Annotated in this window: 17 protein-coding genes, 2 pseudogenes and 2 CRISPR repeat arrays; of the genes and pseudogenes, 15 read left to right on the top strand and 4 right to left on the bottom strand. The window is 38.4% G+C overall.

Annotated elements, in window-relative coordinates; genetic code table 11:
- Window positions 1–2 precede the first annotated feature (2 nt).
- The 5 genes from cas1 to ftsY all read left to right on the top strand — a co-directional run bounded on the left by cas1 (window position 3) and on the right by ftsY (window position 7,674).
- Window positions 3–785 carry a CRISPR-associated endonuclease Cas1 gene (gene cas1, locus K1I53_RS01245; RefSeq protein WP_317628094.1) on the top strand — a complete coding sequence of 261 codons (783 nt, stop codon included), beginning with the start codon at window positions 3–5 and terminating at the stop codon, window positions 783–785.
- An 86-nt stretch (window positions 786–871) separates the two neighbouring features.
- A CRISPR array of direct repeats spans window positions 872–2,019; the repeat unit is 29 nt; unit sequence GTTATACCTTACCTATAAGGAATTGAGAC.
- 87 nt (window positions 2,020–2,106) lie between these two features.
- Window positions 2,107–3,582: a hypothetical protein gene (locus K1I53_RS01250; RefSeq protein ID WP_223327684.1), complete on the top strand. Its 1,476-nt coding sequence runs from the start codon at window positions 2,107–2,109 to the stop codon at window positions 3,580–3,582.
- A gap of 118 nt (window positions 3,583–3,700) precedes the next feature.
- Window positions 3,701–4,323: direct repeats of the CRISPR family, unit length 26 nt; unit sequence ATACCTTACCTATAAGGAATTGAGAC.
- A gap of 439 nt (window positions 4,324–4,762) precedes the next feature.
- Window positions 4,763–5,554: a Cof-type HAD-IIB family hydrolase gene (locus K1I53_RS01255; RefSeq protein ID WP_223327686.1), complete on the top strand. Its 792-nt coding sequence runs from the start codon at window positions 4,763–4,765 to the stop codon at window positions 5,552–5,554.
- Complete coding sequence (locus K1I53_RS01260) at window positions 5,554–6,372, top strand: Cof-type HAD-IIB family hydrolase (RefSeq protein ID WP_223327688.1); 819 nt, start codon at window positions 5,554–5,556, stop codon at window positions 6,370–6,372. The genes K1I53_RS01255 and K1I53_RS01260 overlap by 1 nt, the downstream gene beginning before the upstream one ends.
- Window positions 6,373–6,375: 3 nt before the next feature.
- Window positions 6,376–7,674 carry a signal recognition particle-docking protein FtsY gene (gene ftsY, locus K1I53_RS01265; RefSeq protein WP_223327690.1) on the top strand — a complete coding sequence of 433 codons (1,299 nt, stop codon included), beginning with the start codon at window positions 6,376–6,378 and terminating at the stop codon, window positions 7,672–7,674.
- A 44-nt stretch (window positions 7,675–7,718) separates the two neighbouring features.
- Here the strand turns inward: ftsY and zwf are convergent, their stop codons facing one another.
- The 3 genes from zwf to K1I53_RS01280 form a co-directional block, all read right to left on the bottom strand.
- A complete protein-coding gene (zwf, locus tag K1I53_RS01270) occupies window positions 7,719–9,206 on the bottom strand; it encodes a glucose-6-phosphate dehydrogenase (RefSeq protein ID WP_223327692.1) in 1,488 nt (495 codons plus the stop codon).
- A 149-nt stretch (window positions 9,207–9,355) separates the two neighbouring features.
- A complete protein-coding gene (locus tag K1I53_RS01275; protein WP_001096337.1) occupies window positions 9,356–10,096 on the bottom strand; it encodes an amino acid ABC transporter ATP-binding protein in 741 nt (246 codons plus the stop codon).
- The gene (locus K1I53_RS01280; RefSeq protein ID WP_223327694.1) at window positions 10,096–11,544 is read right to left on the bottom strand and encodes an amino acid ABC transporter substrate-binding protein/permease; all 1,449 of its coding nucleotides are present in this window, start codon (window positions 11,542–11,544) and stop codon (window positions 10,096–10,098) included. The genes K1I53_RS01275 and K1I53_RS01280 overlap by 1 nt, the downstream gene beginning before the upstream one ends.
- A gap of 178 nt (window positions 11,545–11,722) precedes the next feature.
- Between K1I53_RS01280 and uvrB the strand changes: the two genes are divergently transcribed.
- From uvrB to K1I53_RS01330, 10 genes and pseudogenes are all read left to right on the top strand, one after another.
- Window positions 11,723–13,711, top strand: coding sequence for an excinuclease ABC subunit UvrB (gene uvrB, locus K1I53_RS01285; protein WP_223327696.1), 1,989 nt, complete (start codon window positions 11,723–11,725; stop codon window positions 13,709–13,711).
- A gap of 40 nt (window positions 13,712–13,751) precedes the next feature.
- Entirely contained in the window at window positions 13,752–14,789 is a 1,038-nt protein-coding gene (locus K1I53_RS01290; RefSeq protein WP_084946118.1) for an acyltransferase, read from the top strand.
- An 80-nt stretch (window positions 14,790–14,869) separates the two neighbouring features.
- Window positions 14,870–15,069 (top strand): annotated as a pseudogene (locus tag K1I53_RS09360) (UvrB/UvrC motif-containing protein); the annotation flags it as partial.
- A gap of 14 nt (window positions 15,070–15,083) precedes the next feature.
- A complete protein-coding gene (locus tag K1I53_RS01300; RefSeq protein WP_223327698.1) occupies window positions 15,084–15,710 on the top strand; it encodes an NAD(P)H-dependent oxidoreductase in 627 nt (208 codons plus the stop codon).
- 14 nt (window positions 15,711–15,724) lie between these two features.
- Window positions 15,725–16,228 (top strand): GNAT family N-acetyltransferase, encoded by a 504-nt coding sequence (locus K1I53_RS01305; RefSeq protein WP_223327699.1) that lies wholly within the window; start codon window positions 15,725–15,727, stop codon window positions 16,226–16,228.
- An 818-nt stretch (window positions 16,229–17,046) separates the two neighbouring features.
- Window positions 17,047–17,268, top strand: coding sequence for a hypothetical protein (locus K1I53_RS01310; RefSeq protein WP_223327700.1), 222 nt, complete (start codon window positions 17,047–17,049; stop codon window positions 17,266–17,268).
- A gap of 82 nt (window positions 17,269–17,350) precedes the next feature.
- Window positions 17,351–17,560, top strand: a pseudogene (locus K1I53_RS01315) (DUF2971 domain-containing protein); the annotation flags it as partial.
- Window positions 17,561–17,616: 56 nt separating this feature from the next.
- Window positions 17,617–18,480, top strand: a complete 864-nt coding sequence (locus tag K1I53_RS01320; RefSeq protein WP_223327702.1) for a hypothetical protein — start codon at window positions 17,617–17,619, stop codon at window positions 18,478–18,480.
- A gap of 105 nt (window positions 18,481–18,585) precedes the next feature.
- Window positions 18,586–19,128: a hypothetical protein gene (locus tag K1I53_RS01325; RefSeq protein WP_223327704.1), complete on the top strand. Its 543-nt coding sequence runs from the start codon at window positions 18,586–18,588 to the stop codon at window positions 19,126–19,128.
- A gap of 23 nt (window positions 19,129–19,151) precedes the next feature.
- Window positions 19,152–19,619 (top strand): 8-oxo-dGTP diphosphatase, encoded by a 468-nt coding sequence (locus tag K1I53_RS01330; protein ID WP_223327706.1) that lies wholly within the window; start codon window positions 19,152–19,154, stop codon window positions 19,617–19,619.
- Here the strand turns inward: K1I53_RS01330 and K1I53_RS01335 are convergent.
- Window positions 19,616–20,131, bottom strand: a complete 516-nt coding sequence (locus K1I53_RS01335) for a transcription repressor NadR (RefSeq protein ID WP_223327708.1) — start codon at window positions 20,129–20,131, stop codon at window positions 19,616–19,618. The two genes, K1I53_RS01330 and K1I53_RS01335, sit on opposite strands and share 4 nt — an antisense overlap.
- Window positions 20,132–20,142 lie beyond the last annotated feature (11 nt).

Consider the following 20,142-nt stretch of genomic DNA (forward strand, 5'->3'; position numbering starts at 1 on the left):
TTATTCCTGAGACCATGAAGAGTCCAGCTCCGCTTTTATTGAAGCAGTGCCAAGTGTATCTGGACGAGGAAAAGCGTTTGCTGTTGTCCAAGCAGTTTGAATTATCGCATTTTCATAATTTGCGGGCAAACTGTCGCTATTATCTTAAAAGATATAAGTCCAATAAGCTTCTTTTAGAGATTGAGAAAGACTTGACGATGGCGATTAAGGAAGTTCATCGCAAAAAGTCGGTCGATGATTTGATGCTTTTAGAGGCACGGGTCAAGCAGATATACTATCCTATGTTTAATGAGATTTTGAATCAAAGTGGTTTTTCTTTTGTTAAGCGAACCAAGCGGCCACCTCGAGATCCACTAAATGCTTTGATTAGCTTTTGCAATACGATTTTGTATAGTCGTGTTCTGCGCTTGATCTGGCAGGCTAGACTAGATCCTAAAATCGGAGTGCTGCATGCTTCAAATAATCGTCCTTATAGTTTGCATCTGGATTTTGCGGATTATATGAAGCCAGTTATCGTGGATCGAGTGATTTTGAGCTTGATCAATAAACATCAAATCAATACTACAGATCATTTTGAAGAAAGGGAAGACGGATCGGTTTATCTGAATCGTGAAGGGAAGTATATCGTCTTGCGAAGTTTTGAGGAAAAGCTACAGACGAGGCTAGTCATGGGAGGCTCGACCTATACCTATGCCCAGCTCATCCAGCACGACATACGGCAGTTTAAGAGAATATTGCAGCAAGATGGGGACTTGAAACGCTTTAAACCCTACAAATACTATTAAAAAGATCGACCGACTTTTTTCATCGAAATCTTGAAAAAAGCCCTATTTTTTGATACAATCAATCTAGAAACAGCGAAAATACTGTTGTTATACCTTACCTATAAGGAATTGAGACTTTGAACGTCATTATACCAGTCCCTGTCCTCTTTGCTACTGTTATACCTTACCTATAAGGAATTGAGACGTCTCTCTTGTGGTCGTAAACTTGTGGGCTGCTAATAATTAACTCGTTATACCTTACCTATAAGGAATTGAGACTTAGCATCTGCAAGACCTACACCATTCAAAGCGTCTTCTGCATTTTAAGTTATACCTTACCTATAAGGAATTGAGACCGTTTCAAGTAGTTTGAGTACAAGTGCCTCACAACAATCGTTATACCTTACCTATAAGGAATTGAGACTTTTCGCTTACGGCTTCATCGACTACTTTAATGAAAATATTCGTTATACCTTACCTATAAGGAATTGAGACTAATAGTATGGCTTGCCTGCATAAGCCCAGCGTTCGTCGTGGTCGGTTATACCTTACCTATAAGGAATTGAGACTATATTATACGTTAGGTTATAGCCCGGCATCCAGGAAAAATTTGATGTGTTATACCCTACCTATAAGGAATTGAGACGAGAGCCTTGAACTCTCCACGTTTATTGGTATTTTTCCAACACACTAAATGTTATACCTTACCTATAAGGAATTGAGACTTTTCGAAAGGTGTGGATAAATTCAATCTTGGTTCCACACGGAGCTATTATGTTATACCTTACCTATAAGGAATTGAGACTCGCAGGATCTAAAAACTATATATTGCCCTGTTGATAATTTGACATAGTTATACCTTACCTATAAGGAATTGAGACATTTTGTTTATTAGTAAAGTACTTTCCATTTTTGTTCCTCCTTTTGTTATACCTTACCTATAAGGAATTGAGACCCAAATGAGGAGCGCACTAGTGGGAAGCCGTCTATCTCTCCCACCGGTTCGTTATACCTTACCTATAAGGAATTGAGACAATTACTAAATACTGCAATTAATTCCTTGAATTTACTTTGTTGGTCTGTTATACCTTACCTATAAGGAATTGAGACATTGGACAGCGTCCTATGAATTGGTCTTCTTTACCGTTTTGTTATACCTTACCTATAAGGAATTGAGACTCACCTCCCGCCCTTAAAAAGCGGGTCTTTCTTTCTTTTTGCTTTTCGTTATACCTTACCTATAAGGAATTGGTTGCTTCAACTGAAAAAACTTGCGGGAGCAAGTTTTTTGTGGTATATTGGAAGTGTTTTCATGAGGAGATATCTTACTCGGAGGTTGTTTATGTCTGAGAATCAATCTATATATAGTCACCATATCTTTATCTTACCCTTTGCGGCAAAGGGGCTGGAGTCTTTTCCGAAGTCTTCCAATTGGAAGAAACTCAGCCAAGATACCAATGAGCTTCCCTATCTAAATTTAGAAGATGCTGAAAAAAGTGAGCGATTAAAGTACGCTTATCGCCGATATTTTAATAAAGAAGCAGAGGAGCTGATTTTCCGTAATCCTGAACTGGTCACAAACTATGCTTATACTGGCTTAGAAAAAGGTGATGTGTATCGGATTTCTTATTATAATCAAATCGACAAACTTGAGTGTTATGACCTGACACTTGACTATATCATGCTTCGTTATTTTCCAAACTTAGAAGCAGGTTTTCTGATTTTTTCAATGGGAAATCGTCTCTATGAGAAATTGGAAGATATTAAAAATATCAACCAGTATGGTCGTCATCTCTATGCTCCTTTTTTGCCTGCTCTTCGGAGTTATTCAGTCTCACCTAATAATATTGAGCTGATTAAGAGTGAAAAAATTAACGAGCCTCCACAGCCGTGCGACTTGATTTCTTCCTATGGGATTATGTCGGCTCCGAAAGAAATTTTGCAGGATTTCTTTGGTTTGCCTGAGGAAGCAATATTTCCAGAGGATATTTCGCAGTTTGAGTCTAAGCCTCATCTGGAGATCATCATTGATGACCGCATGTATGTGGTGAGCTACATGATGGTTCCTGAAGTAGAAGAGTTGATTTATAAAACAGCGAATTGGGCGAATTTTGATGATTCGAAGCAAAGTTTAGAAGAGATGAAGCTTCTTTATAGTATTTTATACGTTGATAAGGGAGATTCAACGTGTCTGAGTCGAGATATGCTGAAGACAGAGCTGGAAAAGCTTCTCTATACGAGGTGGTCAGCTGAGGGAAGTCTTTATATGGCCAGTCAGCACTCGATGATTTTTATGAGTAGTTCTGATTTTCCAGAGTTTTTCCTCAAAGGCTACTTTTTGTCGGAATATCTGGACTTGGCTTTGATCACGCTCAGTCAGAGGATTGGTATTTTGAAGTATTCTAAGGATGCTGGAGATAAGGTCAATGCTACAGTTTCTGATAAACTAAAGCTGCAGAAGGCTTACACGACCTTTAAAAATCAATACCTGCTTCCGGAACTTTGCCCGCAGGAGCAGGCGATTGAAATCTACGAATTGCTGCAAACTTCTCTCTATATCGAGAAGCATATCAATCTCCTGGACAGTCAAATCAGTGAACTACATGATATCAGTCAGACGGAAGCAAGCAATAAATTGAATGACAGAGTATTAGTACTCACTGTTTTAAGTATTGGATTAGCAATCATTCCGAATATCAAAGAACTGCAGGAACACTGTCTGACGATTTACAATCTGAGCCTGACGTATTCATCTTGGCTTACTTTGCTTATTCCTCTTTTGACAATTGCTTTTATCTATTTCAAAAAGCGAAAATAAATGTATATTATCTGGACATACGATGTTCATCACAAGCGCGTGGCTAAGATTTTGAAATCTTGAAAAAAGCCCTATTTTTTGATACAATCAATCTAGAAACAGCGAAAATGCTGTTGTTATACCTTACCTATAAGGAATTGAGACTCCTTGCTGTTAAGCACTTTCCATTCCACGTTGTACCCCAACTCATCCAAGGTGTCCTACCTTACCTATAAGGAATTGAGACTTATCAAGCATAATCTGGCAAAAGATATCCAAAATCTTTTCAAAAGTTCTACCTTACCTATAAGGAATTGAGACAAACGTTCGAACCCTTTTTCAACTTTGCGGTCTGTTTTTTGGAATGTAATACCTTACCTATAAGGAATTGAGACATATTGAGCCAAATTTTGCTGAAGCTACTCTTTGTTTGATATGCTCATAAGTAATACCTTACCTATAAGGAATTGAGACACCCAAGCGTCTATCAACGCAGCAACATTATCGATTTTTTGTAATACCTTACCTATAAGGAATTGAGACGTTTCAAACTTAGGAATGTTGTTTACTACAGTTATAGTTACTTCGTTATACCTTACCTATAAGGAATTGAGACGGCAGGCTAAACTTGCAAAGCATAGATATAATAAAACAAAAAGCGTTATACCTTACCTATAAGGAATTGAGACTTTTCTTTGTTAGAGCGTACCAACTCTTTAATACGGTTTACAACGTAATACCTTACCTATAAGGAATTGAGACACTGTCTTTCATTTTAATTATGTGGATTTTGATGGTTTTTAAGTTCTAGATTACCTAAAAAATATTGTCCGTGTGTCTTTGTCTGTCTCCAAGGCACCAAAAAAGCGAGCAAATTCATGTCTGCTGGGAAGCCTGAAAATTTGTTCGCCTTTTGTTTCGTAAGAATTATCAAGAAAAGCTCTCTTAGTAGGAGAGCTTTTCTCGTGTTTCAACCACGATAGTATAGAGCTTAAGTTAGATAGCTGGTCAGTTTTTGTTACTTCATGATAGTATTGCGAATATTTATTGGTCTATTGGGTTAAATTAAAAACATTCTTTTCTATTTCATTTACCGAAAAAGAACAGCTATCCAACAGTCAATCCTTCTGTACTGGTCCTTTTTCAGCTTATCTATGGTATAATAGGAGATAGATTTATCAATTGGAGTATGAAGGATTTTATGATTAAACTTGTAGCAACCGATATGGATGGAACCTTTCTTGACGGAGAGGGGCGGTTTGATATGAAACGCCTCAAAAACTTGCTTGCTTCCTACAAGGAAAAGGGGATTTATTTTGCTGTGGCTTCGGGTCGTGGTATCTTGTCCCTTAAAAAGCTATTTGCGGATGTGCGTGATGAGGTGATTTTTATAGCTGAAAATGGGAGTTATGTTGAGTTTCATGGGGAAAATATGTACGAGGCTACCATGTCTCGGGACTTTTACTTGAGCACTTTTGAAGCCTTAAAGAAATCGCCCTATTTTGATGAAAGAAAAATGCTGCTTACTGGGAAAAAAGCATGTTATGTATTGGATACAGTCGATGAGACCTATCTCATGTTTAGCCGTCACTACAATGAAAACATTCAAAAAGTAACGCGTCTGGAAGCTATTAAGGATGAGATTTTTAAATTCACCACAAACTTCACAGAAGATACGATAGAAGTTGGAGAGGCCTGGGTCAATGAAAATGTTCCTGGTGTGAAAGCCATGACAACTGGTTTTGAATCCATCGATATTGTCTTGGACTACGTTGATAAGGGTGTGGCTATTGTTGAGCTAGCCAAAAAACTGGGGCTTAGCATGGATCAGGTCATGGCGTTTGGAGATAATCTCAATGACCTTCACATGATGCAGGTTGTAGGGCATCCAATTGCTCCTGAAAATGCGCGACCAGAGATTTTAGAATTAGCAGAAGCAGTGATTGGCCACCATAAGGACCAGTCAGTGATGGCTTATATGGAGGGCTTGTAATGGCAGATATTAAATTGATTGCACTTGATTTAGATGGCACCTTACTGACAACGGATAAAAAGCTGACAGATCGAACTAAGGCAGTCTTAAAAGCTGCGCGTGATCGTGGAATCAAGGTTGTTTTAACCACTGGACGTCCTCTGAAGGCTATGGATTTCTTTCTCCATGAGCTAGGGACTGACGGTCAGGAGGACGAGTACACCATCACCTTTAATGGTGGTCTGGTACAGAAAAATACAGGAGAGATTCTCGATAAAACCGTCTTTTCAATCGACGATGTGGCGCGATTATACGAGGAAACTGAAAAACTCGGACTTCCGTTAGATGCTATTTCAGAAGGTACAGTCTATCAAATCCAGTCAGACCAAGAAAGTCTCTATGCCAAGTTCAACCCAGCCTTGACTTTCGTACCTGTCGCTTTTGAGGATCTATCTACTCAGATGACGTATAATAAATGTGTGACTGCCTTTGCCCAAGAACCTTTGGATGCAGCGATTCAACAGATTTCTCCAGAATTGTTTGACCAATATGAAATTTTCAAATCGCGTGAAATGCTATTGGAATGGTCACCGAAAAACGTCCACAAGGCAACAGGTTTAGCGAAATTAATTAAACACTTGGGTATCGACCAAGGCCAAGTTATGGCCTGTGGTGACGAGGCAAATGACCTTTCCATGATTGAGTGGGCAGGTCTGGGAGTTGCCATGCAAAATGCAGTTCCAGCAGTTAAGGCAGTTGCCAATGTGATTACCCCGATGACCAACGACGAGGAAGCCGTTGCCTGGGCTATCGAAGAATACGTGCTAAAGGAGAACTAGAATATGGGATTATTTGACCGTCTATTCGGAAAAAAAGAAGAGCCGAAAATCGAAGATATAGTAAAAGAAGCACTGGAAAATCTTGATTTGTCAGAAGAGGTTGAAGAAAACCAAACGTCAGTCGAAGAAACTTCTCAGGAAGAAACAACAAGAGACAAAGTGGAAGAAACACTTGCTCAAGAAGAAATTCCACAGATCTCGACAGAAGAAGTTATTGAATCCGAATTAGTCGAGGAAACTGTTCAGGAAGAGTTTGAGCTAGAATCTGATGAATTGGAACAATTCCAAGAGTCAGAAGAAGTTCTTGAAGAAGAGAACTTAGAAACAGAAGAAGAGCTAGCGTCTGAAGTCGTAGAAGAACTTCCTCAGGTTGAAGAAACCGTTCAGGAAAAATATGACCGCAGTCTCAAGAAAACCCGTACGGGATTCGGAGCTCGTTTGAATGCCTTCTTTGCCAACTTTCGTTCTGTCGATGAAGAGTTCTTCGAAGAATTGGAAGAACTGCTCATCATGAGCGATGTCGGTGTGCAAGTTGCTTCAAACTTAACAGAAGAACTACGCTATGAAGCCAAATTAGAAAACGCTAAGAAGCCTGACGCACTCCGTCGTGTCATTATCGAGAAATTGGTTGAACTCTATGAGAAGGATGGCAACTACGATGAACAAATCCATTTCCAAGATGGTTTGACCGTGATGCTCTTTGTCGGTGTTAACGGTGTTGGGAAGACAACTTCTATCGGGAAATTGGCTCATCGCTACAAACAAGCTGGCAAGAAAGTTATGCTGGTTGCTGCAGATACCTTCCGTGCAGGGGCAGTGGCCCAGCTAGCTGAATGGGGTCGACGTGTGGATGTTCCTGTTGTGACGGGGCCTGAAAAGGCTGATCCAGCAAGTGTGGTCTTTGATGGCATGGAACGTGCTGTAGCAGAAGGAATTGATATTCTCATGATTGATACAGCAGGTCGTCTGCAAAACAAGGACAATCTTATGGCCGAGTTGGAAAAGATTGGTCGTATTATCAAACGTGTCGTTCCTGAAGCACCTCATGAAACTTTCCTGGCACTCGATGCTTCAACTGGACAGAATGCCTTGGTTCAAGCTAAAGAATTCTCGAAAATTACCCCTGTTACTGGTATTGTTTTGACAAAAATTGATGGAACTGCCCGTGGTGGTGTCGTTCTAGCAATTCGTGAAGAACTCAATATCCCTGTAAAATTGATTGGTTTTGGTGAAAAAATTGATGATATCGGGGAATTTAACTCAGAAAACTTTATGAAGGGTCTCTTAGAAGGCTTAATTTAATACAAAATAAATATCCTGCAAGTCAATCTTGCAGGATATTTTTGCTATTCTAAACGGCCATCTTCACGATAGGCGATATCTGGTTGCCAAGTCCATTTAGCTCCATACTTCTCAAGTAAGTCAAAGCTAGCTTGAGGTCCCATACTTCCGGCTTTATAGTCATGAAGTGGAGCACCATTTTCAGCCCAGAGCTCTTCGATACGGTCAATCAATTTCCACGAAGCACTTACCTCATCCCAGTGGCTAAAATTGGTTGAGTTGTTGTTCAAGACATCGTAGATTAATTTCTCGTATGGATCTGGTGAGGCTCCAGTAGCAGTAGCATCTGTACGGTAATCCAGAGAGCTTGGTGCCAGATTAAATTCTTCACCGACTTGCTTCCCATTTAGGCTGAGAGAGAATCCTTCAGTTGGTTGGATATAGACTGTCAAGATATTTGGTGCTAATGGTTCTCCAAAGATAGAGTCCATTTGCTTAAAGACGATATTGACGTGAGTTCCTTTTTCGGTCAGGCGTTTCCCTGTACGGAAGAAAAAGGGAACACCACGGAAGCGATCGCTGTCTACAAAGAAGGCACCAGATGCAAAGGTTTCTGTAGTGGATTCAGGATCGACGTTTGGCTCGCTACGATAGGAAATGTATTTCATGCCATCGATTTTACCAGAGCGGTACTGACCACGGATAAACTGTTCTTTCAATTCTTCCTCAGTTGGATGATAGAGGTTTTTAAAGACCTTTATCTTTTCAGCACGAATCTCATCCTTTGTAAAGCTAGCTGGTTTGTCCATGGCTAGAAGAGAGAGAAGTTGGAGAGTATGGTTTTGTACCATATCACGAAGGGCACCAGATTGATCATAGTAGCCACCACGTTCTTCTACACCCAAGCGCTCCGCAAAGGTAATCTGAACATTATCAATGTGTTCGCGATTCCAGACATTCTCAAAGATCATGTTGGCAAAACGAACAGCAAAGATACTCTGAATCATCTCTTTACCTAGGTAATGGTCAATTCGGTAGATTTGCTCCTCATCAAAGGCCGCAAGGAGATCTTCATTGAGTTTGCTTGCTGTTTCGTAGTCTGTACCAAATGGTTTCTCAACGATCAAGCGCTCAAAACCTTTGCCATCGACAATGTTTTCAGATTTGAGGTGCTTGGCAATGGTTCCAAAGAACTGAGGTGCCATAGACAAGAAGAAGAGCTTATTGTGTTCAGCTTGGTATTTTTCATTCAGCTCAGCTTGTAATTGATGCAAAGCAATGTAATGTTCTGTATCATTCACATCATGGCTTTGATAGTAGAAGTGGCTGGCAAATTCTTGGGCTTGCTCGGTACTATCTGCCAAATCAAGGATGGACTCGACAACTACAGATTCAAAATATTCCTTACTCCAAGGTCTACGAGCTGTTCCGATAACTGCAAAATGCTCAGAAAGATTGCCTGATTTATATAGTCTGAAAAGGGAAGGGTAGAGTTTGCGTTTAGCTAAATCTCCACTCGCACCGAAAATTGTAACAATAACCTTTGATGACATCTAGCTACCTAATTTCTATATTTTTTCCTAGTTGGACTAGGGATGAGATTTCCTCATTATCATAGTTTTTATTTTATCATAATTTTCAAAAAAATCAAAAAATCCAATACGCAATTAAAAAACTGTAAGGTTCTCCTTACAGTTTCGTTTTACACGTTTAAGACCTTATCCAAGAACTCTTTTAGACGAGGGTGTTGCGGGTTATCAAAGATTTGATCAGGTGTCCCATCTTCAAGGAATTCACCATCAGCTGTAAAGATAACACGGTTGGCCACCTGACGAGCAAATCCCATCTCATGGGTTACGATGATCATGGTCATGCCTTGCTCCGCCAATTCCTTCATAACGTTTAGTACATCTCCGACCATTTCAGGGTCAAGAGCGGAAGTTGGCTCATCAAAGAGCATGATATCAGGATTCATGGCAAGTCCACGAGCGATAGCTACACGCTGTTTCTGACCACCTGAAAGACTATCTGGATTGGCATTAGCTTTATCTGCTAGTCCAACCTTTTCAAGCAACTCCATCCCCAATTTTTCAGCTTCTTCTTTGGTCATCCGTTTGTGTTCAATAGGAGCAAAAGTGATATTCTCTAGGACGGACATATGAGGAAAGAGATTGAAGTGTTGGAAAACCATTCCCACGTTCTCACGAACATGGTCGACATTGGTTGACTTTTCAGTCAAATCATAACCATTCACTGTGATGTGGCCACTCGTTACTTCCTCAAGAAGGTTAAGGCTGCGAAGGAAAGTGGATTTACCAGAACCAGAAGGACCGATGATACAGACAACATCTCCTTCATAGAATTTGGTTGTAATGCCTTTTAAAACTTCGTTTTTTCCATAATACTTATGCAAATCATTTACATCAATTTTTAGTTTTGCCATTAACGAATCCTCTTTTCTAAGCGTTTCGCTAGTCTAGTCAAAAGCGTGATAATTACAAGATAGAAGATAGCAAGGATTGCATACATCTTGAAACTTTGGTAGTTACGGGCGATGATGATCTTACCAGTTTGGAAAAGTTCCACCAGACCGATAGCAGATACGATGGTTGTATCCTTCAATGCAATAACGAATTGGTTAACGAAGTTTGGCAACATCAATTTAGTTGCTTGTGGCAAGATAATCTTACGCATGGTTTTTCCATAAGAGATACCAAGACTGCGGCTGGCCTCCATTTGTCCAACTGGAACAGCTTGAATCCCGCCACGAACAATTTCAGCGATATAAGCTGCTGCATTGAGTGAGAGGGCGATAGTACCAGCTACAAAGTCATTAATTGGACTTTGATGGCCTGTGATGGACTCGATGAAGTTTGGAATCCCCCAGAAGATGAAGGCTGCAAGAATCATCAAGGGAATACCACGGATAACGTCAACGAAAATCTCAGAGATCAGACGAAGAGATTTGTATGGGCTAACGCTAAACATACCAAAGATAATTCCAATTACAATGGCAATCGCAAATGAAATAAGGGCTAAAGCAAGTGTGATTCCAAGTCCACTAAGGAGTTGTTTGTAGTTGTTTTGGAGCAAGCCCCAGATAGTAGTTTCGTCAACTGTACTTGTAGAAGTAGTTGCTGCTCCGCTAGCTAGATACTTGTCGAGAATTTTTTGAAATTCACCGTTTGCTTTGAGGTTGGCAAGCCCCTTATTGAACATCTGAATCAATTCAGGATTTGTTCCTTTTTTTACGGCAAAGGCTGTTTCACCGATTGGAGTTCCAGCGATTGGCGTTTTCAATTTTTGCCCTTGGCTGATAGAATATTTGAGAACGGGCTCATCATCCATCACGGCATCGATAGCTCCAGTGTTGAGACTGTCATACATAGATGAGCCATCTGAAAAGGTTTTAATCTTGTAGCCGTATTTGCTTTGATTTTCAGTAAGGAACGTTTGAGAAGCAGTTCCGTTTTTTACACCAACTGTCTTATCCTTGAGATCTTCATAAGAAGCGATGGTGCTTGATTCTTTCACACCAAGGATCGTATTAGCAGTGTAGTAGGAATCAGAGAAATCAAATGTAGCTTTACGAGCGTCCGTAACAGACATACCAGCAATAATACCATCAGCTTGTCCGGCCTGAACAGCACTGATAGCGGCATCAAAGCCTGGATTAGTAATTTCAATTTCAAATCCTTGATCTTTGGCAATAGCCTTGATCAAGTCCATATCAATACCAGTATACTCGTTGTTTGAATTTTGAAATACAAAAGGTGCAAAAGATGAATCACTTGCAATAATATACTTTGATTTAACAGTGTCAGCTTTTGCTATTCCTAGTGAGAAAATGGGAAATAAAATGAGCAAACATGCTAGGATTTTTTTCTTCATTTTTAGTCTCCTTTCTGAATATTTTTTAATTATAACAGAAAAAAAGCCAGAAGGCAAATTTTAATGATTTTTATGTAAGAAGATATCACATAAGAGTGCAAGATTGCTAAATCAAGAGATAAAGAATCTAGTGGAATTTATGGTAAAATAGAAGAAATAAAAGGCATGCGAGGCAATTATGATCAATCGGATTACAGATAATACATTTAAGCTAGTATCAAAATACCAACCTTCAGGAGATCAACCCCAGGCAATTGAGCAGTTGGTTGATAATATCGAGGGTGGAGAAAAGGCTCAGATTCTCATGGGGGCGACGGGTACAGGGAAGACCTATACCATGAGTCAGGTCATTTCCAAAGTCAATAAGCCAACTTTGGTCATTGCCCATAACAAAACCCTAGCTGGGCAGCTCTATGGGGAGTTTAAGGAATTTTTTCCTGAAAATGCTGTTGAGTACTTTGTTTCATACTATGACTATTACCAACCCGAGGCCTATGTGCCTTCTAGCGATACTTATATTGAGAAGGATAGTTCTGTCAACGATGAGATTGATAAGCTTCGTCATTCAGCGACCTCTGCTCTTTTGGAGCGTAATGATGTCATCGTCGTAGCTTCCGTTTCTTGTATCTATGGTTTGGGTTCGCCCAAGGAGTACGCTGACAGTGTCGTTAGTCTGCGTCCAGGTCTTGAAATTTCTCGTGATAAACTCTTGAATGACTTAGTCGATATCCAGTTTGAGCGCAATGATATTGATTTCCAACGGGGAAGATTTCGTGTTCGTGGGGATGTGGTAGAGATTTTCCCAGCTTCCCGTGATGAACACGCTTTTCGAGTAGAGTTCTTCGGAGATGAAATTGACCGTATCCGAGAAGTTGAGGCTCTGACTGGTCAGGTATTGGGAGAAGTGGATCATCTGGCGATTTTCCCTGCGACTCACTTTGTGACCAATGATGATCACATGGAGGTTGCGATTGCCAAGATTCAGGCAGAGTTGGAGGAGCAGTTAGCTGTCTTTGAGAAGGAAGGCAAACTGCTAGAAGCCCAGCGTTTGAAACAGCGAACAGAGTATGATATTGAGATGTTACGTGAGATGGGTTATACAAATGGGGTTGAGAACTACTCTCGTCACATGGATGGTCGTAGTGAAGGAGAGCCCCCTTATACGCTTCTCGACTTCTTCCCAGATGATTTCTTGATCATGATTGATGAAAGTCACATGACCATGGGGCAAATCAAGGGCATGTATAATGGAGACCGTTCGCGTAAGGAAATGTTGGTCAATTATGGTTTCCGCTTGCCGTCTGCCTTGGACAATCGTCCTCTCCGTCGGGAGGAGTTTGAGAGTCACGTTCATCAGATTGTATATGTTTCAGCGACACCAGGTGACTATGAAAATGAACAGACCGAGACAGTGATTGAGCAAATCATTCGTCCGACAGGACTTCTAGACCCAGAGGTGGAAGTCCGTCCGACTATGGGACAGATTGATGACCTCCTAGGTGAAATCAATGCTCGTGTTGAAAAGAACGAACGAACTTTTATCACAACCTTGACCAAGAAGATGGCCGAGGACTTGACCGACTACTTCAAGGAAATGGGCATCAAGGTCAAGTACATGCACTCAGATATTAAGACCTTGGAACGAACGGAGATTATCCGTGACCTACGTTTGGGTGTCTTTGATGTCTTGGTCGGAATTAACCTGCTCCGCGAAGGGATTGACGTTCCTGAGGTAAGCTTGGTTGCCATTCTCGATGCTGACAAGGAAGGCTTTCTTCGTAATGAACGTGGCCTCATCCAGACTATTGGACGTGCAGCTCGTAATAGCGAAGGGCATGTCATCATGTATGCGGACACGATGACTCAGTCTATGCAACGTGCTATCGATGAAACGGCCCGTCGTCGGAAAATCCAGATGGCTTATAATGAAGAGCATGGTATCGTACCTCAAACCATAAAGAAAGAAATCCGTGATCTAATCGCCGTAACCAAGGCAGTTTCCAAAGAAGAGGACAAGGAAGTCGATATCAATAGCCTCAACAAACAAGAACGCAAGGAACTCGTCAAGAAACTGGAAAAACAAATGCAAGAAGCCGTCGAAGTGCTTGACTTTGAACTAGCAGCTCAGATTCGTGATATGATGTTAGAAGTAAAGGCGTTAAACTGAAAAAAATATAAAGAAATAGAAATATATAGAAAGACTTAATATGACAGCAAAAAAAACAAAACACATAGGCATTGAATGTTGTAGAATTTTAGCTATGTTGATGATTTGCAATTTACATGTTTTGGGTATGGGAGGAATTTTGGAGAAAGTTGATAGTCAAAAAGATCTTTACTATATTTTTGCAAATTTTTTAGAAGCTTTCTCATATCCAGCTGTAAATATTTATATTTTAATCAGTGGGTATGTCGGTCTTTATTCACAATTTAGTTATAAAAAAATGTTTAGTTTTTGGGTACAGATTATTTTCTATACTATTTCAATTACTTTTGTATTTGCTATTTTTTCAAAATCATCTGTCAACTTAAGTGATTGGTTTTCAGCTTTAACTCCAATAAGTCATGGACAGTATTGGTATATGAGTTGCTATTTTGGTTTAGTCTTAATAGCACCATTTTTGAATCAAGCAGTGCTGACATTGAAAAAAGAACAATTGCTTCCAATTGTTAGTGGAGCATTTATATACTTTTCTGTCATACCCACAGTATTTAAACAAGATATTCTGGGCTTGTGGGGTGGATATAGTGTATTATGGATGATCCTCTTGTACACTTTGGGAGCAATAATTAGAAAATCAAATTACGAAAGTCGTTTTCAAATATGTAATGTTAGTGGATTGATTTTATTTCTAACTAGTTTAACTTTTATATTGTGCTGGCTTGGTTTTGAACAGTGGAGAAGTTATATTTCTCCAACGGTCACACTGCAAGGAATAGCAATATTTTTACTCTTCTTGAATATTAAAAATCTTCCCTTAACTTTTAAGAAACTCGTTCTTTTAGTATCTCCACTAACTTTGGGGGTTTATCTGTTTCATGTACATCCTCTTATTTTTAGAAGAATTATACCAACCATCCATACTTTAGTTGAAGAACAAGAATTTTCCATGTTTGTCATTATTATTCTAGTTATGACACTGATCCTGTTTTTTTCTGGTGCTATCATTGAGTATTTTAGAAAAAAATTAATGGCGTATATTCTTACTTTAATCAAGAGTTTTAAAAATCTTAAACAGACTTAAAACTTTATTGTCTTATTAAAAATAGGAGCAAGAGGCACTAAAATATACACTGTATTGAGAACTTAAGGTTTACTGAGATTATACGTGACCTTATTGCCGTGACCAAGGCAGTTTCCAAAGAAGAGGACAAGGAAGTCGATATCAATAACCTCAAAAACTAAAGCATAAAGAACTCGTCAAGAAACTGGAAAAACAAATGCAAGAAGCCATCGAAGTGCTTGATTTTAAACTAGCAACTCAGATACGTGGTGTGATGCTAGAAGTCAAAGTGTTGGATTAGATAGGAGAAAATGAATGAAAATTTTAGTCATCAATGGACATCCTGACAAGGGAAGTTTCTGTCAAGAAATTTTTCGAACGATTGTAGAAAATATTGACTCAAATCACCATGAGCTTGAATCTATTAACCTAAATGAGATAGATTTTGATCCTGTATTACGTTATGGTTATCGAAAATGTATGGAAGAGGACTCCTTCATACTTCGCTCTCAGGAATTAATCCAGTGGGCAGATCATTTCATTTTTGTCTATCCAATTTGGTGGAGTAGTATGCCTAGTTTATTGAAGGGTTGGATCGATCGTGTTTTCACGCCAGGAATTGCTTACTCTGCCAATAATAAAGGAAGTTTTATTTGGAACTACTTAAGAGGTCAGCAGTTTAAAAAGTTACTAAAAGGAAAAACTGCTAGTATTTACGCAACATCCATGGCACCAACATGGTGGTACAAAGTATTTTCAGGTCCGATTAACATTCCAGACAGTTATGGAATATCAGTATTAAAGAATGCTGTCCTGAATCACTGTGGCATTAAAACAAAGAAGGTTTCAATTTTAGGTGAGTTAGGGCGTGAGGTGAATACAAGTTCAACAAGAGAAAAATTTCTACAAAAAGTAGCAAAGGAAGTCAGACTGTTGGATTAAGGAGAAGAAAATAAATGACGGTTATTATCAAATCAATGGAAACTCCTGAAGAGATAGAAGGTAAATCCCTCGTTCACTGGCAAACGTGGAGAGAGGCTTATTATGACCTTTTACCTGCAGAATTTCAGGAGACAATGACATTAGAAAGATGTCGATTCTTTAGTCAAAAGTATCCAGAAAATACATTGATTGCGATAGATGGCATGAAGGTAGTTGGTTTTATCAGTTATGGAAACTTTCGTGATGAGACTATTCAAGCTGGTGAAATTATTGCTTTATATATTTTAAAAGACTATTATGGAAAAGGTATCGCACAAAAGTTAGTGAAAGCAGCTTTGAATGCTCTTGATCATTTTTCTGAAATTTTCTTATGGGTATTAAAAGAAAATAAGCGAGCCATTGCTTTTTATCAAAAAATGGGTTTTACTGTTGATGGCCAAGAAAAAATACTTGACCTTGGAAAACCTATCATTGAAATTAGAATGGTATTTAAGAGTTCAACAAAATCAGAGAGTTAAATGCAAGGACAGTTGTGATTTGTTTTCAGATTGCACAATGAACAAATGATTACGTTTTAGAATATATTTTTAAATGGAGAGAAGTTATTGTGAAAGTAAAAGAGACGAAGTATAAGAAGTCATCGGGGCTAGATTCTCATAAATTAGTAGGGTTCTGTCTTATATTTAGTTTGGTATTAGTGATAGGATTTGGTGTTAATCAAATTTTTAATATCTTACCGATTCCGTTGCCCTACAAGGAAATTAATTATAGCTTTCCCCTGTATCTGAATCTTTTTTGCCTAGTTTATAGGGTATTTGACTATTTTTTTCTAGACTCGTCTAGAAAAAAGATGACCCTAAAAAGATTTACTGAATTATTTATCTATCTTAATAGTATCGGTTTAATTGTACATCTTTTTATAGGGATTGGTGGGAAAAACAGTAAGGGTATTCTGCCTTCCCTCTTATCCTTAGATCACCGCTACATCTGGTTTCCAATTTCAACTTACCTGTTCTTTTTCTCCCTTGCTGGCTTAACCGTTCTATTGCAGAACCATATCGAAAAAATAAGGAATAAACCATTTTGAAACATTTAACTTTTTTAGAATAGTCTATCTGATTTTACTAGCATTTGTCCTTATCGATTTTGCCTTTCAATATTTGGTTTATCATTCACCCCCATTCTTCGGGACAGTTGGCTTTTCCTTTTAATTTTTACTCTGTTTATTCACTTTTGGAGACCTTTGGTAATTCTTGATCTTCTTTTTGGGATAGTTGGAATACAATTTATTCCTATAGTATTTAATACAGGGCTCTTTTTACCAGTTATTTTGGTTATGGCGCATAATATTTGTGATTATTTTAAGAACCGATATCATCTCTTAGAAGGAATCCGTAGCGCTTTTTGTAGTTTCTATATCTGGTTATTTGTAATTGTCGTTTTCGCCTTTACTCCAAATCCTCCTGTTCCAATCACTATTGATTATGAAGTTCAGGAACAAGAAATCGTCATTCAAAAAGGATATTTGCTTCATGAAGTATATTATTACCATGAATGAATAAATCCCTTCATTATGAAATCTAAAATCAAGTACGAAAAAGTCATTTAATATAGAAAGAGAGTCCTATGTCCTGTTCCAAATTAATGATTTTAGGAAGTATATCGTATTAAGCGCGAAAGATAATGGCAGATATGATTTATTTGTATACATCAATCTGGCTCCTTTGAAATATTCAAAAGTCATTCTAGGTCCAAAGGTTACAGATGCAGACTATATTGCTCCTTATCTCAAACTTGCCAATCCTGATATAGAGATAGAAAGTTCGAAAATTCCTTATCGTTCAGTTTAGAAAAAATTAAAGCTTCAAAGAAATTATAATCTTTTATTAATAAGGAGAAGCTAGTAATGAAAAAATGGTTACTGTTAATTTTCTTCATTGTAAATATTGTCCCTTTATTCTTTATTCTACGTTTTGCCTTCCTTATCTTTACAACAACTTATGATATTTTTCCTGAAGCAAATCAAGCGGAAGTAGAGACAGCAGTAAGAAGAACCCTTGATTTGTATGGTTTTAAAGGAGATATGAAGGTTACGAAGTTCTCTAGAGATAAATGGACTTCTGAAAAATACAAAATTGAATACGATTATAGTGAAGAGGTTGATGGAAGTAGAGTCACTGTGAGTCATGCCTTGTTTTATCGTCCAAAGTCCTCAAAATACAATCCCCAAAAGACTGATGAAGAACTAGCCTATGATGGGACTACGAGAACCATGTTACAAGAATTTTCAGACATGGCTCATAAACTACTCAACCAGCATCCTGTCAGTGTTTCTAACAAAGAAAAGGTAGAGAATTTTTTTAAGCAATATGAAAATCCAAATCTAGAATATGTGAATAGTTACTGGAGTGTCGATTCTGAATCTGAAAATATCCAAGACTATTATGCCCTCATTGAAAAGAACCGTAAGGAAGGGAAAGCTTTTCAAGGTTTGTATGATCTCCCTATTGATGAATTCTTGGAAAAAGAAATGATTAAAGGATACATCATCTATCGCGATATTGTTTTAGAAGAGGGTGAGAAAGATTATTTTGATAGTGAAGGCGGACTGACAGGATTTATTTCAAATGGTATAGATAATGCCGAGTTGCCAGATGCTTTTTATGAGGTTTCTTACTACTATGGTGCTAAAGGATATCGTTCAGGTAGTGGTGTTTCTTTAAAGGTTCAAAACCATAAGATGCTCTATTATGGAAGTAATTTTAACTAAAAATTTCATATGTAATAATTTGTGTTAAAATAATAGACGAGATAATTTAAAAGTGATAGATATTAGTCATTAGTTAGTAGTTTGAATTTAAAGGAGAAATAAATAGTGAAAAATTCAAGTACTTTTGACAAGCTTATTTATACTGTCCTATATTCCTTACTGATAGCATTTGTTATTGTTCATTTCATATTATGGTCATTTGGTTTATCATTTACTCCGATTATTTGGAATATTTGGCTCTTTCTTCTAATTTTTACTCTATTTATTCGCTTTTTGAGCTCCTTTGCAATTCTTGATCTTCTATTTGGGATATTTGGACTGAAATTTATTCCCATAGCGTGGAATACAGGGATTTTTGTTCCAATTATTCTCTCTATTTCGCATATTTTTATTTACTTTTTAAAGGGGAAATATCGCTTCCTTGAAGGAGTGCGCAGTGCGATTTGTAGTTTTTATATTTGGTTATTTGTAATTGTCGTCTTCGCTTTTATTCCAAATCCTCCTGTTCCAATCACTATTGATTATGAAGTTAGGGAACAAGAAATTGTCATAACAAAAGGATATTTGCTTCATGATGTATACTATTATCATGAGCTGATTAATCCCTTCATCATGAAATCTGACATTAAGTCTAAAAAAGTTATATAACAACTTAGAAAGTGAGTAAATTTATGTCCCGCTCCCAATTAACGATTTTAACCAATATCTGTCTGATTGAAGACCTCGAAACTCAGCGCGTGGTTATGCAGTATCGCTCTCCTGAAGAGAATCGCTGGTCTGGTTATGCCTTTCCTGGAGGTCATGTAGAAAATGGCGAGGCTTTCGCAGAGTCTGTCATTCGTGAAATCTATGAAGAAACAGGGTTGACTATCCAAAATCCTCAACTTGTCGGCATTAAAAATTGGCCACTAGATACAGGTGAGCGCTATATTGTTTTTTGCTATAAGGCAACAGAGTTTACTGGAACTCTTCAATCATCTGAGGAAGGAGAAGTATCTTGGGTGCAAAAAGACCAGATTCCAAACTTGGATCTGGCCTATGATATGTTACCCTTGATGGAAATGATGGAAGCACCTGACAAGTCTGAGTTCTTCTATCGTCACCGTACAGAGGACGGCTGGGAGAAAGAAATTTTCTAGTCTTTTACTAAATAACCTAACTGATCCAAGGCCTCCTCGATATAGTGGAGGTCTTGTTGTGTTTCAGCTTCAACAAGGTGGTAATGGATGCCGTCTGTCAATTCAGAAAGTGGTCTAAAGTCAGAATTCTCGACTTGTTCCAGAAAATGCTGGACATCTCGACGACAGGTGAGTTTGAGCAGAGTTTCAATTTCGCCATAAACGGGATGATCAATTAAGATATTTTGAACGCGTCCGCCATTATCTACTATAGCCAAAAGTTCCTGACCAATTTCTTCCAGTTCATGTTTCACTTTAAAGAGTTTGTGGACGTAGGGGTTGGCATCATTTTCTTTGTAGATATAACCACGATTGGTGGATAGAATAGGAGCGCCATCTGCTCGGAGAATAGCGATGTCCTGTACAATGATCTGACGAGTAACATGAAAGTGTTCAGCCAAGGTTTGACCATTGAGAGCTTTTGGCGCCTCTTTTAAAAGTTTGAGAAGAGCTTGTTTGCGATCTTTTGTCATAGCTTTTCCTT

The sequence above is a fragment of the Streptococcus oralis genome, assembly GCF_019929365.1.
Lineage (GTDB): Bacteria > Bacillota > Bacilli > Lactobacillales > Streptococcaceae > Streptococcus > Streptococcus oralis_BT.